The 16,339-nt window shown below is 71.9% G+C and carries 11 protein-coding genes and 2 pseudogenes; 5 read left to right on the top strand and 8 right to left on the bottom strand.

Annotated features, from left to right (window positions below; genetic code table 11):
• The first annotated feature begins 226 nt into the window (after positions 1–226).
• The gene (locus OHA89_RS35125; RefSeq protein ID WP_406367899.1) at positions 227–2,179 is read left to right on the top strand and encodes a serine/threonine-protein kinase; all 1,953 of its coding nucleotides are present in this window, start codon (positions 227–229) and stop codon (positions 2,177–2,179) included.
• Positions 2,180–2,208: 29 nt separating this feature from the next.
• On the opposite strand, the gene OHA89_RS35120 is transcribed toward OHA89_RS35125, so the two are convergent.
• Both OHA89_RS35120 and OHA89_RS35115 read right to left on the bottom strand, forming a co-directional pair.
• Positions 2,209–3,636, bottom strand: a complete 1,428-nt coding sequence (locus OHA89_RS35120) for a lipase/acyltransferase domain-containing protein (RefSeq protein WP_257558630.1) — start codon at positions 3,634–3,636, stop codon at positions 2,209–2,211.
• A gap of 11 nt (positions 3,637–3,647) precedes the next feature.
• Positions 3,648–5,876, bottom strand: coding sequence for a CHAT domain-containing protein (locus OHA89_RS35115; protein WP_406367898.1), 2,229 nt, complete (start codon positions 5,874–5,876; stop codon positions 3,648–3,650).
• Between the two features lie 214 nt (positions 5,877–6,090).
• Between OHA89_RS35115 and OHA89_RS35110 the strand changes: the two genes are divergently transcribed.
• Positions 6,091–6,504 (top strand): YciI family protein, encoded by a 414-nt coding sequence (locus tag OHA89_RS35110; RefSeq protein WP_215142874.1) that lies wholly within the window; start codon positions 6,091–6,093, stop codon positions 6,502–6,504.
• Position 6,505: 1 nt separating this feature from the next.
• Complete coding sequence (locus tag OHA89_RS35105) at positions 6,506–7,651, top strand: RNA polymerase sigma factor (protein WP_406367897.1); 1,146 nt, start codon at positions 6,506–6,508, stop codon at positions 7,649–7,651.
• A gap of 50 nt (positions 7,652–7,701) precedes the next feature.
• On the opposite strand, the gene OHA89_RS35100 is transcribed toward OHA89_RS35105, so the two are convergent.
• The 4 genes from OHA89_RS35100 to cseB form a co-directional block, all read right to left on the bottom strand.
• Complete coding sequence (locus OHA89_RS35100; RefSeq protein ID WP_406367896.1) at positions 7,702–10,239, bottom strand: ABC transporter permease; 2,538 nt, start codon at positions 10,237–10,239, stop codon at positions 7,702–7,704.
• 109 nt (positions 10,240–10,348) lie between these two features.
• Complete coding sequence (locus tag OHA89_RS35095) at positions 10,349–11,125, bottom strand: ABC transporter ATP-binding protein (RefSeq protein ID WP_406368723.1); 777 nt, start codon at positions 11,123–11,125, stop codon at positions 10,349–10,351.
• Between the two features lie 142 nt (positions 11,126–11,267).
• Positions 11,268–12,536: a HAMP domain-containing sensor histidine kinase gene (locus OHA89_RS35090; protein ID WP_266611905.1), complete on the bottom strand. Its 1,269-nt coding sequence runs from the start codon at positions 12,534–12,536 to the stop codon at positions 11,268–11,270.
• Between the two features lie 4 nt (positions 12,537–12,540).
• Entirely contained in the window at positions 12,541–13,290 is a 750-nt protein-coding gene (gene cseB / locus OHA89_RS35085; protein ID WP_406368721.1) for a two-component system response regulator CseB, read from the bottom strand.
• Positions 13,291–13,666: 376 nt separating this feature from the next.
• On the opposite strand from cseB, the gene OHA89_RS35080 reads away from it, so the two are divergent.
• Positions 13,667–14,503 carry a class II glutamine amidotransferase gene (locus OHA89_RS35080; protein ID WP_257558623.1) on the top strand — a complete coding sequence of 279 codons (837 nt, stop codon included), beginning with the start codon at positions 13,667–13,669 and terminating at the stop codon, positions 14,501–14,503.
• 40 nt (positions 14,504–14,543) lie between these two features.
• Here the strand turns inward: OHA89_RS35080 and OHA89_RS35075 are convergent.
• A pseudogene (locus OHA89_RS35075) lies at positions 14,544–14,885 on the bottom strand (LuxR C-terminal-related transcriptional regulator); the annotation flags it as partial.
• On the opposite strand from OHA89_RS35075, the pseudogene OHA89_RS35070 reads away from it, so the two are divergent.
• A pseudogene (locus OHA89_RS35070) lies at positions 14,836–15,166 on the top strand (cation:proton antiporter); the annotation flags it as partial. The pseudogenes OHA89_RS35075 and OHA89_RS35070 sit on opposite strands and share 50 nt — an antisense overlap.
• Positions 15,167–15,191: 25 nt before the next feature.
• Here OHA89_RS35070 and OHA89_RS35065 read toward each other — a convergent pair.
• Positions 15,192–16,337 carry an epoxide hydrolase family protein gene (locus OHA89_RS35065; protein ID WP_406367895.1) on the bottom strand — a complete coding sequence of 382 codons (1,146 nt, stop codon included), beginning with the start codon at positions 16,335–16,337 and terminating at the stop codon, positions 15,192–15,194.
• Positions 16,338–16,339 lie beyond the last annotated feature (2 nt).

The following is a 16,339-nucleotide window of genomic DNA, read 5'->3' as shown; positions in this document are numbered from 1 at the left end:
TCGTGCGGGGAGCCTGAGACGTGCCATCAGGCCCTCACCCGGCCAACTCGGGCCTCTCGGCAGCCTGGAGGCAGGCCACGGGGAGCCTGCCCTGACGACCGGCCATACATGGCCGGTGCCTTGGCCTGTCCACTGAGCTCGGCGTACACCACGATCAGTGGTGTCCGGCCGGTCTGCCGGCGCAGGGCGGGGAACGACACACGGCTCGTGGGAGGGACGACGGCGGATGTCGGGAATTGGAATCACACGTCTCGGTGACGGCGATCCACAACGGCTCGGTGGCTATCACCTGCTGTGGCGGCTCGCCTCCGGCGGCATGGGCCGGATCTATCTGGCACGTCCGGCGGCGGGCGGTCCGATCGTCGCGGTGAAGACGCTGCTCGCCGAGGGCGCGGTCAGCTCGGTCGACCGTCAGCGGTTCACCCGCGAGGTGGAGCTGGCCCAGCGGATCGACAGCGCCTACACGGCCCGGGTGCTCGAGGCTGATGCCGACGCGGAACGGCCCTGGATGGCCATCCAGTACGTGCCGGCGCCCTCGCTCGCCGACCTGGTACGCGACGCGGGGCCGCTCGCCGAGTGGGGGGTGCCCTCCATCGCCGCGGGCGCCGTGCAGGTGTTGATGTCGCTGCACAGCAAGGGAGTGGTCCATCGGGACGTCAAACCGCAGAACATCCTGCTGCCCCTGACCGGCCCCCTCCTCATCGACTTCGGCATCTCGCACGCCTTCGACCGCACGCGTACCTCGGTCACCCTGGGCACCATCGCCTTCACCTCGCCGGAGCAGGCGCGCGGCGAGCCGTCGACCGAGGCGTCGGACGTCTTCTCGCTGGGCGCGACGCTTTTCCACCTGGCCGTCGGGCGCCCGCCGTACCCTGAGGTGGAGAGCCCCATGGTCCTGCTGGCCCTCGTACAGGCCGGCAGGCTGGACCTGGCGCGACTGCCCCGGGAACTGGTCCCGCTGATCGAACCGTGCCTGGCCGTCGACCCGAAGAAGAGGCCCGCCCTGTCCGGCCTCCTGGAGACCGCCTTGGAGACGGACCGCCGGGCCTCCGCGCGCCGCCGGGGGCGGCGCTGGCTGCCGGTGGAGTGGACGGCGGTCATCAACGCGTACGAGGCGTACGGGCGCGCGCTCGACATGGACCGCACCGTGACCGGCGACGGGCCGACCCGCCCGCTCCCGCCGCCGGCGCCCACGCTCGTCGAGCCCCGGGAGCGGGCCGCGCGCCTGGAGCGGGAACGGCGGGCCGAGGAGGCCCGTCGGCGCAGGGAAGGGGAAGTACGCAGGCTGGCGGAGGCCGCCGCACGCGAACGGGCCCGCCGGGAACGGAATGCCGCCGGGGGCAGCCAGAGCGTCCCGCAGCCCCCGGGACCCCAGCCCGCCGGACCGCGGCCCCGTACCGGAGGGTGGGCCGTCGCCGCGGTCGTCGTCGCCGTCGCCGTTCTCCTCTGGCAGCCCTGGACGGCGATGAAGGGGGCCTCGGACTCGTCGGACCGTCCGTACTCCAGCGCGCAGACCACCTCGGGCGGCGGGGGTGCCACGGACACCCGGACCCAGGGCGGAGGCACCATCCGCACCTCCGAACCCACGCCGAGCAACACCGAGGACGACGACCAGCGCGAGACCACCCAGCCACCGCCCTCGCCATCACCCACTCCCTCGCCCACGCCCTCGCCCACCCGGGATCGCGTCGAAGAGGCGTTCAAGGCCGTGCGGACTGGTTCCTGTCTCACGCTCTACGACACCGGCTACGGCGATGGCCACATCAAGTGGAACGTGGACGAACCACCCGGCGCCGTGTCGTGTTCGAGTGATCAGGCGCACGTCCAGGTCACCGATGTCACCTCCGGCAGCTGCCCCACCGGCACCGGCAAGTCGTACTGGAGCTACGGGTCCACCAGCCTCTGCCTCAAACGCGTCTTCCGCGTGGGCTTCTGCCTGCTCGGCGAGAAGTCGGGCGAAAAGGTCCTGCTGGGCGCGATGACGCTGGTGGACTGCCGGGCAACGCGGATACCGGTCAAGTACGACTACGTCCTGCACGTCACGGGCGTCTACCGGGCGCCCTCGAATGCCAGTCCTGACCACTGCAAGCGCGTCCAGGGCGACACGACGAAATACATGGCATGGCTGGTGGACGACAACTCGGTCCTGCTGTGCACGATGTTCTACCGGAGCGGCTGAGGTCCGCCCCGCTCGGTTCGGCCGCCGGGTCAGCCGGCCGTGCCGTCCGTGCCGTCCGGGCCCGCGACGATGAAGACGTCGGACAGCGGGGCGGTGTCGGCGCTGGCGCTGATCAGCAGGTCGTACGTGCCGGGGGGCAGCACGCCGATGTCGAAGCGCTGCCGCTCCCGGGGGACCGTGATCGCGCGGTCCACCACCGTCTGACCGGTGGTCCGGCCGGTCACCGAGAGACGGGCGGCGACCTCGGGCAGGTCGCCCTCGCCGAGGGCGCTGTTGGCTCCGATCTCGCAGACGACGGGTTCGTCGAGGAGGTAGAGGTCGTCACCGAGGTAGCTGAACCAGGAGGTCACGGCGGCGCGCAGGTCGTCGATGCGGACATCGTGCAGGGACTGGAGGATGCCCTTCAGGTGGCTCAGCATCGCCTCCTGGTTCTGCAGGCTCCCGTGCTTCTGCGGGACGAAGGTGCGGGCGTCCTCGGTGCCGGAGAGGGCGGCGGAGAGCTTGGGCACGGTGCCGTCGCCGCCTTCGTCCAGGTCCCCTCGGGTCATCAGGGACTCGACCGTGTGGTCGGTGATCCGGGCCGACTGCCGGGTGGGCTGGTCCATGCCGACGATGGGGTGGTAGATCACCTGGTTGGACTCCCAGGCGGGGTTCTTCCGGTTGTCGGTGGCGGCCTTCTCCATCTCGTCGAAGAAATCGGTGAGATGGCTGCTCCACTGCGGCTGCCAGCCGGGCAGCCCGGCCTTGGCGGGGACGGCGGCCAGGCCGTCCGGCCCGTACACGCACTTGTACACCGGCACGAGCTGGTGCAGGCCGGTGAGGGAGCGCAGCAGGCGCGTGAGGTCGTGCTCGAAGGGGCCGATCCGCTTGTGGAAGCCGTTGCACAGGAAGTCGACGGCGTTGAGCGAGCCGTAGTAGGGGGTGCCGAAGGTCACGATCGCCCGGGTGTCCTTCCACCCGCCCAGCGCCTCGACGAAGTAGCGGGAGACGAGCCCGCCCATCGAGTGGCCGATCAGGACGAGTTGGGCCGTGGAATTGCCGCTCGCCTCGCGCCAGTCGCGAAGCCAGGTGGTGCTCTGTTCGGCGAGTCTGCGGGCGGCCGCCCGGTTGTCGCGCCGCCAGTCGTACGGGAACGGGAAGTAGTTCTGGCCCTTCTTCAGGTCGAACTGCTCCAGCAGGAACCTCTCGATCGCCGTGTAGCCGTCGATCTTCCACAGGCCGGGCAGGGTGTGGAGGTCGGGCACCAGCCGGTCGGCCACGACGCCGTCGCCGAGGTCGTCCACGCGCCAGTCGTCCTCACCGAGTTCGAGGGAGTCCAGTGAGCCGCCCAGGCTCGCCAGCGCGCCCAGTACCGCCGAGGGCGAGGGCGCCCATACGTCCTTGCCGTTCCTGGTCAGCACGCTCCCGGTGATTCCGGGGAGCAGTACGACGACGTCGGCCATCGGGATCCTGGCCATGAGCGGACCTCCTAACTGCCCCCTGGTCGGTCGGACGCGTCGGGTCGCACGAACGGGTCGGCCGCGTCCCCGTAGTGCTGGTACGCGGCCCACGCGCTCCACCGCTGCCCGTTCGACGCGGCGTCCGCATCCTGCTGTCCCCCGGCACGCTGCTCGTAGAGCTTCCTGCGGGCCGTGCGGACGGCACTGCCCACCGTCGGCGCCGCCTCGCTCGACCCGCCCGTGAACAGGTGCGTGTAGAACTGCTGGGCGAAGGTGACCCCTTGTTCGTCGGGGATCCGCCAGGCCGCCCCGATGTAGTGCCCGACACCCATGCGGAGGAACTCGTCGGCGAGGCTCGGCACGAGCGCGGCCTGCGGGTTCCCCCACGGGGTCTGGTCCGCCACCCCGGGTGGTCCGGCCTGGGAGCCCGCGCCGGTACCCGTGCCGGGGCCGGTACCGGTTCCGGTTCCGGTACCCGTGCCGGGGCCGGTGGAGCCGCCGAGCCGGGCCGTGTAGCAGGCGTTGGCCACGACGATGAGGGGCGGCCGTTCGAGCAGTGCCAGTTCCTGGGCGGTCAGCAGGCCGTCCGCGAAGACCCAGCCCGAGCGCCGTCCCGTACCGGAGAAGTCGAAGTCGCTGTGGCCGCAGTAGTGGACGATGTGGTTGCCCCCGCACAGCAGGACCCGCAGGACGTCCAGGCGCCTCGCGGGGTCGACCCCGGGCTGCCGGACGGAGTTCGCCGCGCCCACGAAGAGGGTGACCTTGACTCCCAGGTCCTTGAGCCGGGTGGCGACGGCGAGGGCCTCGGCGCGGGCTCCCGGCAGCTGGAAGCCCTTCTCCGGGTCTCCCGGGTCGCCGATCACCAGGGCGCGCAGCGGTCCGTCCGACAGCCCCTCGCTCATCACGCGCGAGTAGGGCGTGCGCAGTTGCCGGGACAGCTGGGTGCGGATCGCCAGGGGATCGCGTCTCTCACCGCCGGCCTGCTGGATCTCGGCGAGGAACTCCCAGGGCACGGAGGCCGTGTCGCGGTCCAGTTCCAGCAGCACCGTCGCGTCGTCGGTGAGCAGCCGCTGGAAGTCCGGCGGCACCACGAACCGGGACAGCAGGTCGGGCAGTTCGCGCGCGTCCTCGACACTCGGCTCCGTCAGCCGGTCGACGAGCTCCCGCAGCAGGCCCATCTCCACGGGGACGAGCCGTTCCGGTACGGTGGCCCGCCCGGTCAGCGCCGCCCAGCGCAGGCCGCCGACGCCCGACTGGACGGACATCCGCACGGGTACGGAGCCCTCCGGGCCCTCCACGGACCGCCCCACCGTCAAGGACAGGTCGGTGCGCTGCACTTCGGCCAGGAGGGCCAGTTGTTCGCGGATCTTTCCCCGGATATCGGGGTCGAAGCCGGCCAGTACCGTGCGCAGGGCTTCCTCCTCGGCCGGTGGCGGGTCCGGGCCGGCGGAGGCGCCGCTCGAGGCGGCAACGCCGGCGCCCGCGCCCGCCGGCCCGGCGAGCCTGGTCAGCGCCGCCAGCGCGTACACGGCCGCGGAGGGTGCGAACAGCCGGCCGCCGCTCTCCTCGCGCAGCTCCGGGCCGATCCGCAGCTGCGGCAGCTTCGCGGCGGCTTTGGCCAGGGCGAGGTGGAGCTGCTCGGCGCGCAGCCGGTCGACCTCCACGACGTACACCTCGGTGAGGCGGGGCGGCGGTGTCGGCGGGCCCAGCGGGGCCAGGGCGCTGGCAAATCCCCTGACGAGGGCGCGGGTCGCCTGATTGACGCTCAGATTGCCCGTGCCCGATCCGATGAGCACGGTCGCCATGGTCGCGACGTGTCCGAGCGCCACCGCTTCGCCCAGCAGTGACGCGTACATCTGGACGGCGCGGCGCTCCGTCAGGGTGCCCATCGGGCCCATGCCGACTACGGCGGCGGACCGCACCGCTCCCCCTTTGCAGGGGAAGTACGTGACCTCCCCCAACTGGGCGTCGACCCAGCCGAGCTTGGTGTGCTCCGTGATGAGCTGACGGGGGCCGACGGATATGGCGCGGTCCAGTGCGAGCTCCGCGGCGGCGGGCACGACCGACTGGTAGTGCCCGGTGACGTGCAGATCGGCGGCGACCTCCGCGAGGTCACCCCAGATCACGATGATGTTGACGATCGGGCCGTCGGTGCGCGGTGATTCCTCCGGGACCGGAGGCGGAGGACGTGCGGGAGGGTTGGAAGCCGTCGTCGCGCCCTCCAGCAGGTCAGCGATGCGCGCTGCGGGGGTGCCCATCACGCTCCTCCTTGGAGCCGCCCGAGCTTCTCGTTCACGTACGCCACAGCTGTCTCCCCAAACAGAATTATCCCACTGTTTCCGCATCCGGCCATGAGGGTGCCCGGGGGCAGCAAAAAAGATTTCATGCGGCGATGTCGAGAACGCGTGACCGGCTCCGTCCCTGCAGTGAACGCGACCACAATGGATCGCACCAGCACCGAGGAGAAACACCATGGCCAAGTACCTGCTGCTCAAGCACTACCGCGGCGCTCCGACCCCGGTCAACGACGTACCCATGGACAAGTGGGCGCCGGAGGAGATCTCGGCGCACGTCCAGTACATGCGGGACTTCGCGGACCGGCTCGAGGGGACCGGCGAGTTCGTCGACGGGCAGGCGCTCGCCCCCGAGGGGGCGTGGGTCCGGTACGACGGCGAGGGGCGGCCGCCGGTCACCGACGGCCCGTTCGCCGAGACCAAAGACCTCATCGCCGGCTGGATGGTGATCGACGTCGACAGCTACGAGCGCGCCGTCGAGCTGGCCGGGGAGCTGTCGGCCGCCCCCGGGGCGGGCGGGCAGCCGATCCACGAGTGGCTGGAGGTGCGCCCGTTCCTGGCCGCGCCGCCCACCATCTCCGACTGCCACTGAGATGAACGAGGCCCTCCTGCGGAGCCTCACGCCGAGCGTGCTCGGGATCCTCGTCCGCCGCGGAGCAGACTTCGCGGCGGCCGAGGATGCCGTGCAGGACGCGCTGGTCGAGGCCGTCCGCGTCTGGCCGGCCGACCAGCCGCGGGACCCGAAGGGCTGGCTGGTCACCGTGGCCTGGCGCAAGTTCCTCGACGCGACCCGGTCGGACACCGCCCGCCGCCGGCGTGAGGACCTCGTCGACGAGGAGCCGGCGCCCGGGCCCGCGCCCGCGGCGGACGACACGCTCCAGCTCTACTTCCTGTGCGCCCACCCGTCCCTGACGCCGTCGTCCGCGGTCGCGCTCACGCTGCGCGCCGTCGGCGGGCTGACCACCCGCCAGATCGCCCAGGCCTACCTGGTGCCCGAGGCGACCATGGCACAGCGCATCAGCCGGGCCAAACGCACCGTCTCCGGCGTGCGGTTCGACCAGCCCGGCGACGTCGCCACCGTGCTGCGCGTCCTCTACCTGGTCTTCAACGAGGGCTACTCCGGCGACGTCGACCTCGCCGCCGAGGCCATCCGGCTCACCCGGCAGCTCGCGGCGGCGATCGACCACCCCGAGGTGGCGGGGCTGCTCGCCCTCATGCTGCTCCACCATGCCCGTCGCGCGGCCCGGACCGCGCCCGACGGCAGCCTGGTGCCGCTCGCCGAGCAGGACCGCGGCCGGTGGGACACCGGGTCGATCGCCGAGGGCGTCGGGATCCTGCAGGCGGCCCTCGCCCGCGACCGGCTGGGCGAGTTCCAGGCCCAGGCCGCCATCGCGGCACTCCACGCGGACGCGCCCACCGCCGAGGAGACCGACTGGGTGCAGATCGTCGAGTGGTACGACGAGCTCGCGCGGCTGACGGACAGCCCGGTCGTCCGGCTCAACCGTGCGGTGGCCGTCGGCGAGGCGGACGGACCGCGGGCCGGCCTGACGGCGCTCGCGGCGCTGGACGAGTCGCTGCCCCGCCATGCCGCGGTGGCGGCGTACCTCCACGAGCGCGACGGCGACCTGGCGACGGCGGCGCGGCTGTACGCCGAGGCGGCCCGAAAGGCACCCAACCTCGCCGAGCGCGACCACCTGACGCGCCAGGCCGCCCGGCTCAACGCCCGCGGGGGTCTCTGAAAGGGCGGCTCACCCGGGCTCAGCTGCGAAGAGCCGCTTCGGGCGAGCGGTCACTGCGCCGCCGTCGCTGCGGGAATGTCGACGCGGGCGGCCCTGCGGGCCGGCCAGAGCGAGGCGACCAGGGCGCCTGCCAGGGCGATGAGCACGCCGAGGGCGAGGCGCCCCCAGGGAACCACCAGCGTGTAGCCCACGACGCTTTCCTGCAGGGTGCGTCCGAGCGCCCAGCCCAGGAAGACGCCCAGGACCGTGCCGAGGGTCGCGCCGAGCCCGCCGAGGAGCAGGGCCTCCAGGCGGATCATCCGGGTCACGCCGGCGCGATCCACACCGAGGGCGCGCAGGGTGCCGATCTCCTTGCGGCGTTCGAGGACGGACATCGCGAGGGTGTTGGCGATACCCAGCGCGGCGATCGCCAGGGCCATGCTCAGCAGGGCGTAGAAGACGTTGAGCTGGTCTCCGATGCCGCTGCTGTCCTGGGCGCGGAGGTCCGCCTCGTCGAGGACGGCCAGTGCGGGGTTGTCGCCGAGGGCGTGGGTGAGATTGCCGAGCGCGGCCGGGCCGGGTCCGCCGTCCGCGGCGACGAGGATCCCGGCGTTGTTCGGGTTGGAGTCGTAGCGGGCGACGAGGGAGTCGGGTGCGGTGATGCTGGGCAGCAGGTTGCTCTGTTCGTCGGCCCGGTAGATGGCGCCGATGGTGACGCTGCCGCTCTGGTCGTCCTGACGCTTCAGGGGGAGGGTCTGACCGAGGTGCCAGCCGGCCGCCCTGGCCTTGAAGTCGGCCACGGCGATCTGGCCCTTGGCGAGGCAGTCGAGAGAGCCCTCGACCACGTCGTACCGCAGCAGTCGGCCGATGTCGGCGGGGGCGACGCCGGTCAGGACGGAGGAGGTACCGGCCAGGTGGTACTCGGTGGACTGGTTGAGCGGGCTGAATGCGACGCCGGGCAGCTTCCTGAGGGGCTCCGCGGTGGCGGGGGTCATCCGCAGGGCGCCGTCGGCGGGCTTCACCAGGTAGTCGGCGGTGAAGTCGTGGGTGGTCGCGCGGTCGAGGTACTGGGAGGCGGAGGCCCCGAGGACGGACAGGCCCGAGGCGAGGGTCAGGGCGATGGCGAGCGCGGCGGCGGTGGCGCCGGTGCGGCGCGGGTCGCGGACGGTGTTGCGGGCGGCGAGGTTGCCGTACACCGGGTGGAGGCGGGTCAGCAGCGGCTGGAGCAGGGCGACGAACGGCCGGGACAGCAGCGGTATGAAGCCGATCGCCCCGGTCAGGGTGAGGGCCGCGCCGAGGCCGATGACGGTCCGGGCGTCCTTCCCCGTGGTGAGGGCCCCGTACACGGTGGCGGCGGTGCCGGTGAGCACCAGCGCGGCGCTGAGGCCGCTGCGCAGCGAGCCGGCGCGCGCGGGGGCCGTGGGCTCGGCGGCGCTGAGCGCGGCGACGGGCGGGATGGCCATGGCCCGGCGGATCGGAAGCCATGCGGCGACCATGGGCAGGGCCGTGCCGACCAGCATGGACGTGATCACGGTGCCAGGGGTGACCACCAGCGGGCCGGCCGGGGTATCGGCGGGGGCGAAGAGTGTCTGGAGCAGGGCGGCGACCCCGGTGCCGACGGCGAGGCCGGCTGCGGAGGCGACCGCGCCGACGAGGAGGGACTCGGTCAGCAGGGTACGGCGCACCTGCTTGCGCGAGGCGCCGACGGCCCGCATCAGGGCCAGTTCCCTGGTGCGTCGGGCGACGAGCATGGTGAAGGTGTTGGAGATGAGGAAGGTGGCGACGAACAGGGCGACCGCGGCGAAACCCAGCAGGATCTGGCTCATGGTGTCGCTGTCGTTGGTGGCGAGGTTGGCCTGGATCCGGGCGAGCTGGGCTCCGGTGGCTGCGCCGGTGCCCTGGGGCAGCACCGCTTCGACGCGGGTGAGGAGCTGCTGCACGTCAGCGTCGGGGGCGGCCGTGAGTTCGATGTTCTGGTAGCGGCCGGGCTGGAGGAAGAGGCGCTGGGCGGTGTCGTCGGTGAACAGCGTCAGGCTGCCCCCGGCGGGCAGCGTGGTCCCGTCGGTGCGGAAGACCCCGCTGAGGGTGTAGGAGGCGGCGCCCTGGTCGGTGCCGACCCGCACGGTGTCGCCGACGCGGTAGCCGCCGTTCGCGGCGGTGGTCTCGTCGAGGGCGATCGTGCCGTTGCCGGTCGGGCCGGAACCCTGGGTGAAGCGGTAGGCGGGGTCCTTGCCATCCGCTCCCGGGGCGAAGTTGCCACCCCGGTGGGCCGGGCCGTGCCCGATCAGCCGGCCGTCGCGGCCGGCGACGGCGGCGAATCCGTCGACCCGTCCCGCGGCGACTGCGACGCCGGGGACCTTGGCGAGGGCGCTCACGGTGCCGGCGTCGATTCCGGCCGGTCCGCCGCTGCCGCCGCGGGAGCCCTCGGGAAAGACGCTGACGGCGATGCGCTCGTAGCCGGCGGTCGCGCGGGCGGTGGCGGCACGGTTCAGGCTGTCGCCGAAGACGAGGCTGCCGGAGATGAAGGTGACGCCGAGCATGACCGCGAAGGCGGTCATCAGCAGGCGGGCCTTGTGCGCGAGAACGTTGCGCAGGGCGGTACGGAACATGGGGGTGCGGATCCTGGGAGACGGGCTCGGCGGATGCGAGCGGGTGGCTGGTTCGGTCCGGGGTGAGGGCGCGGGCGCGGGCGCGGGCGCGGGCGCGGGCGCGGGCGGGTCAGCTTGTGCGTGAGCGGGCGTCGAACGCCTTCATCCGGTCCAGCACCCGGTCCGGGGTGGGACGCGTCATCTCGTCGACCAGGCGGCCGTCGGAGAGGAAGACCACACGGTCGGCGTAGGCGGCGGCGACGGGGTCGTGGGTGACCATGACCACGGTCTGGCCCAGCTCGCGCACCGAGTCGCGCAGGAAGCCGAGGACTTCGGCGCCGGAGCGGGAGTCGAGGTTTCCGGTGGGCTCGTCGCCGAAGATGATCGCGGGACGGGAAACCAGGGCGCGGGCCACCGCGACGCGCTGCTGCTGCCCGCCGGACAGCTGTCCGGGCCGGTGGCCGAGGCGCTGGGAGAGGCCGACCATGGCGACCACTCGGTCCAGCCACTGCCGGTCGGGCCGGCGCCCGGCGATGGTCAGCGGCAGGGTGATGTTCTCCAGCGCGGTCAGCGTCGGCAACAGGTTGAACGCCTGGAAGATGAAGCCGATGCGGTCGCGGCGCAGCTGGGTGAGCTGCCGGTCGTCGAGCGCGCTCAGTTCGGTGGTACCGATGCGCACGGAGCCGGAGCTGAACGAGTCGAGCCCGGCCGTGCAGTGCATCAGGGTGGACTTGCCGCAGCCGGACGGACCCATGATCGCGGTGAACTCGCCCTCCCGGAAGGAGATGCTGACACGGTCCAGGGCGACGACACGGGTGTCGCCGCTGCCGTAGACCTTCGACAGGTCGGTGGCGGCGGCCGCGATCCCGGCCGTCGCGTACGGGGTGAGCGTGTCGAGCGTGTCAATGCGATCGGCGGTCACGGGGACTCCTCTTCGGGTGCGGAAGGTGCACTTCGAAGGGTGTCCGGGGAACGTATCGGGGCCTGGGCCGGCGTGTACGGGCTTCCGCTCCGCTTCGTATCGGTTCTGTAGCGGCCGGACGCTCGGGTCAGGCCGGCAGGCGCAGGGTGGCGACGGCGCCACCGTCCGGGGCGTTGTCCAGGCGCAGCTCGGCGCCGAGGAGCCGGGCCTGGCCCAGGGCGATGGTCAGGCCCAGGCCGTGGCCCGAGCCGCGCTCCGTCGCGCCCGTGTGAAAGCGGCGGGGGCCGGCGAGCAGCAGGTCCGCGGGGAAGCCGGGGCCGTGGTCGCGCACGACGACCGTACGGCCCTCGACCGTGACCTGCACCGGGGTGTCTCCGTGCCGGTGGGCGTTGACGACGAGGTTGCTGACGATCCGTTCGAGGCGGCGCGGGTCGGTCTCCACCGTCTGCGTGGTCTCTGCACCCTGCGCGTCGGCGACGACGACGCTGACCTGCGTGTCGAGGCCGGTGCGCGCCACGGCCTCGGAGACGACCGCGCCCAGTGGGACACGGTCGCGGACCGGCTGTTCGGCGCCGGCGTCCAGCCGGGAGATCTCCAGCAGGTCCTCGACCAGGCCGCGCAGGTCGCGCACCCGGGCCCGGAGCAGATCCTCCGTCTCACCGGGCGGCAGCAGGTCGGTGGCGGCCAGCAGGCCCCCGACGGGGGTGCGCAGCTCGTGGGCCACGTCCGCGGTGAACTGGCGCTCGATGCGCAGCCGTCGGCTGAGGCTGTCGGCCATGAGGTCGACGGTGGCGGCGATGTCGGCCACCTCGTCGCGGCCCTTGGCGGGCCCGGTCCGGGCATCCAGGTCCCCGGCGGAGATCCGGCCCGCGGTCTCGGAGACCTGCCGCAGCCGCCGTCCCAGCAACCCGGCCCCGTAGACCGCCAGGGGCGTGGCCGCCGCGAGTGCGACCAGGGAGGCCACCGCCATGACCGCGTCGAGGCGCCGCAGGTCGTGGAGCTGCGGGCTCATGTTGACCCGGACGGCGAGCACCGCACTGTCCGGGCCGCCGACGCGCTGGGCGGCCCATACGACCGGCCCCAGATTTCCGTCGACGCGTCCGTCATAGGCCGTGCGCCGGTTGCCGTCGGCCGGATGCCGCAGTGCGGCGGGCAGCTCGGCCGGATCGAGCTCGGCACCGTCCGCCAGCGTTCCGGTGCGCCGGTAGGTGTCCATGGCCGAGTACACGGTGTTGAACGCCTGTGCTTCGGCCCGGTTCCGGATGTCCTCCGCGGTCCAGACGTGCACCAGCACGCCCACCGCCGCCGCGACCAGGCAAGCCGTGGCCGCGGCCAGGGCGGCGATCTTCCAGCGCAGGGACACGCGGGCCGGCCGCAGCCGGTGGAACGGGTGCACCGGCTCAGCGCCTGAGCTTGTAGCCGAAGCCGCGGACCGTCTCGATCCGGTCCCGGCCCAGCTTGCTGCGCAGCCGTTGCACGCACAGGTCCACGACCCGGCTGTCGCCGTCCCAGCCGTAGTCCCAGACGTCGCGCAGGAGGGTGTGCCGCTCCAGCACGATGCCCGGGTGGGCGGCGAACGCCAGCAGCAGCTTCAGTTCGGTCGGGGTCAGCGCCACCGGGCTTCCGGAGACGAACACCTCCAGGCCACCGGTGTCGATGGTCAGGTCCCCGAAGACCAGCACCTGCCCCTCGGACGGTGCCGGCCCGTCGCCGGTGGCCGGCCCGGGTCCCGGGGCGGGCGCGTACGTCGCCCGCCGCAGCAGCGAACGGATGCGTGCCACGAGTACGTAGGTGTCCACGGGCTTGACCACGTAGTCGTCCGCCCCGGCCTCCAGACCGGCGACGACGTCGAGCCCGTCTCCGCGAGCGGACATCATCAGGACCGGCACCAGGCTGGTCTCCCGGACTCTGCGGCACAGGCCGATCCCGTCCAGACCGGGCAGCATCACATCCAGAATCAGCAGGTCGAAGCTTTCGTCGCGAAAGAGGTCCAGCCCCTCCAGCCCGTCGGCCGCGGTCTTCATCCGGTAGCCGTAGCGCTCGAGGGCGACGGTGAAGGACCGGCGCATCAGGTCGTCGTCCTCCACCAGCAGCACGCGAACAGGTCGCGGAGAGGCCGGAGCAGCCGGGGTGGACGGGGACACGGGCAGATGACTCCTGTTCGGACGGTCGTGTGGCACGGGTCCCGTGTCCACGCACGCGGGGACGGCGACCCGAAAGAAACGATATGGCAGACATCGGGCGCGGCAGCCCGGCCCACTGATCCGATGGACAACCAAGCGCTCGCTGATACCCGGCCGATACAAAACTCTCGACGACCGCCCCGCGCCTCCCGCATGGCGATCACCAGCGGAGGACCGGAGAATGGGAGCAGAGAGTGATGGGCGAAGTCGTGCCACCCCCCGATCCGGGGCCGAATGGCACAAGCGGGATTCCGGCGGGTCCGGATGCTTTCCAGCCGGTCGGACCGAGCTGCTCGAGCGCCGCGGATTCGCGCGGCAGAACGAAGAACTCAGGTGAGCGCCAATGTGCCGATGGCTCGCGTATTCAGGAACGCCTATGCTGCTCGACACCATTCTGTACAAACCTGCCCACTCGCTGATCGACCAGAGCCTGCACTCCAAGCTGGGTGTGGAGACGACGAACGGCGACGGGTTCGGTGTCGGATGGTACGCACACGAGAACAGCGACACCCCGGCGCTCCTCAGGGACGTCGGCCCCGCCTGGAACAACCGCAACCTGCGGGAGCTCGCGGATCACGTCCGCTCCCCGTTGTTCTTCGCCCACATACGTGCGTCAACGGGTACCGCGGTGCAGCAGACGAACTGTCATCCCTTCCGGCACGGTCGTTGGATGTGGATGCACAACGGCTCCGTCGCCGGCTTCCACGCCATGCGGCGGGACCTCACCCTGCTCGTGGACCCCGCGCTGTACTCCGAGATCGAGGGGACGACGGACTCGGAGACGATGTTCTACCTCGCGCTCACCTTCGGCTTGGAGGAGGACCCGCCGGGCGCCGTCGCCAGGATGGTGGGGGTGATCGAGCGCGTCGGCCACGAGCACGGCGTGGAGTTCCCGATGCAGATGACGGTCGCCGTCAGTGACGGAACGACCGTGTGGGCCTTCCGCTACTCCAGCCAGGGCGCCTCTCGGTCGCTCTTCTACAGCAGCCGGGTGGACTCGCTGCGCAAGCTGCACCCCGACATGCAGTTCCTCCAGGAAGTGTCCGACGAGACCCGCCTGGTGGTGTCCGAACCCCTCGGCGATCTGCCCGGCGCGTGGAACGAGGTACCGGAGAGCAGCTTCGGCGTCGTACAGCCCGGGGCGGACGCGATCCACCCCTTCACGCCGGTGGCTGCGTAACCTGCGTAACCCTGGTTCCGGCATTCGCCATCCGGGTCGGCTACGGCTCGATCAGGCCGACCCGGATCGCGTAGCGGGTCAGTTCCAGGCGATCGCGCATCCCCAGCTTCTGGAGCAGGTTCGCGCGGTGGCACTCCACCGTTTTCGCGCTGATGACGAGGGGGTCCCCGATCTCCTTCGAGGAGTGTCCTTCGGCGACGAGCTTGAGGATCTCCTCCTCGCGCTCGGTGATCGCCCGGGCGGGCAGCGGGTCCCCTTGGCGGGCGCGGTCAAGGTAGTGGCGGATGAGGGTGGTCTCGGCACCGGGGTAGATGAACGGCTCGTCCCGGATCGCCGCACGGCACGCCTCGACGAGGTCCCGGTCGGCGACCGACTTGGGCCGCTGGCGAGCCGGGGGCACCCTCGTGGCCCGCGGCGAGTTCTCCATCGTCATCGCCGGGTCTCGCCGTGACCGCCGGCATCGAACCGGCTCTCGGGCCGCTGGCCACCGCCTACGTCCTCATCCTCGTCGTGATCGGCCCGCTGACCGCCCGTTACACCGAACCCGCGGCTGCCTGGATCGGACGTCGCCGCACCCCCGGCACGCCCGTACTGGCCGCTGGGCCGTCCCCCGCCAAGTCCCCTGAGACGGCACCGGACCAGGACCCGGCCGCCCGAAGGTGAGCGGAACCGCCCGGGCCCGCAGGCGTCAGGCGCCGAGCGTACGGAAGAAGGCGCGGACCTCGGTGACGAACGCCTCCGGCTGCTCCAGCGCGAGGAAATTGCCGCCCTGCTCCAGCTCGGTCCAGTGGGTGATGTTGTGGTCCCGCTCGGCGAAGCGGCGGATGGCGATGTCCGTGCGCAGGGCGACGGCCACGCCGGTCGGGACGGTGCCCCGCGGCTTCGGGGCCCAGGCGCTCGGGTCGTGGCCCGACTCGTAGTAGAGGTTCGCGGAGGAGCCGGCCGTGCCGCTGAACCAGTAGACGCTGACGTTGGTCAGCAGTCGGTCGCGGCCCACGGCGTCCTCGGGGAGTTCGGCGGCGGGATCCGTCCACTCCTTGAACTTCTCGGCGATCCAGGCGAGTTGGCCGACCGGCGAGTCGTGCAGACCGTAGGCGAGGGTCTGCGGGCGGGTGGACTGGATGGCGTTGAAGCCCATCTTGTCCTGCTGGAAGTCCTCTAGCCGGGCCAGCCGTTCCTGCTCGGACGCGGTCAGTCCGTCGAATTCGGCCGGGTCTCCGGAAGGGAAGGTGACCAGGCCGTTGACGTGGATGCCGGTGACCCGCTCGGGTGCCTGACGCCCCATCTCGGCGGCGATCCAGGCGCCGCCGCCCGTTCCCTGGACGCCGTAGGAGGTGTACCCGAGCCGATCCATCAGCTCGACGAACGCGCCCGCGATGCGGCCGGTGTTCCAGCCGGCCTCGCCGAGCGGACCGGAGAATCCGGTGCCGGGCGTGGAGGTCACGATGACGTGGAAGTCCTCCGTCAGCGGCCGGATGACCTCGACGAACTGCACGAACGAGCAGGGCCAGTCATGCAGCAGAAGCAGCGGGAGCGCCGCCTGGTTCTGCGAACGGACGTGGAGGAAGTGGATGTTCTGGCCGTCGATCTCGGTGGTGAACTGGGGGAACTCGTTGAGTTCCGCCTCCGCCTTGCGCCAGTCGAAACCGTCGGCCCAGTACGCGGCCAGGACCTTGAGGTAGCCGGTGGGCACGCCCCGGCTCCAGCCGGCTCCGGGGATCTCGCTGCCCCAGCGGGTACGTGCCAGCCGGTCGCGCAGGTCGTCGAGCTCGTCCTGCGGGACGTCGATGCGGAACGGGTGGATCCGGGCGTCTGTGTTGCTGCTGGTCTCCATGG

Origin of the sequence: Streptomyces sp. NBC_01546 (assembly GCF_045208355.1) — a bacterium.
In the GTDB taxonomy this organism is placed as follows: Bacteria; Actinomycetota; Actinomycetes; order Streptomycetales; family Streptomycetaceae; genus Streptomyces.
The sequence above is the reverse complement of the archived record's forward strand: the minus strand, read 5'-3'. Positions and strand labels throughout refer to the sequence as shown.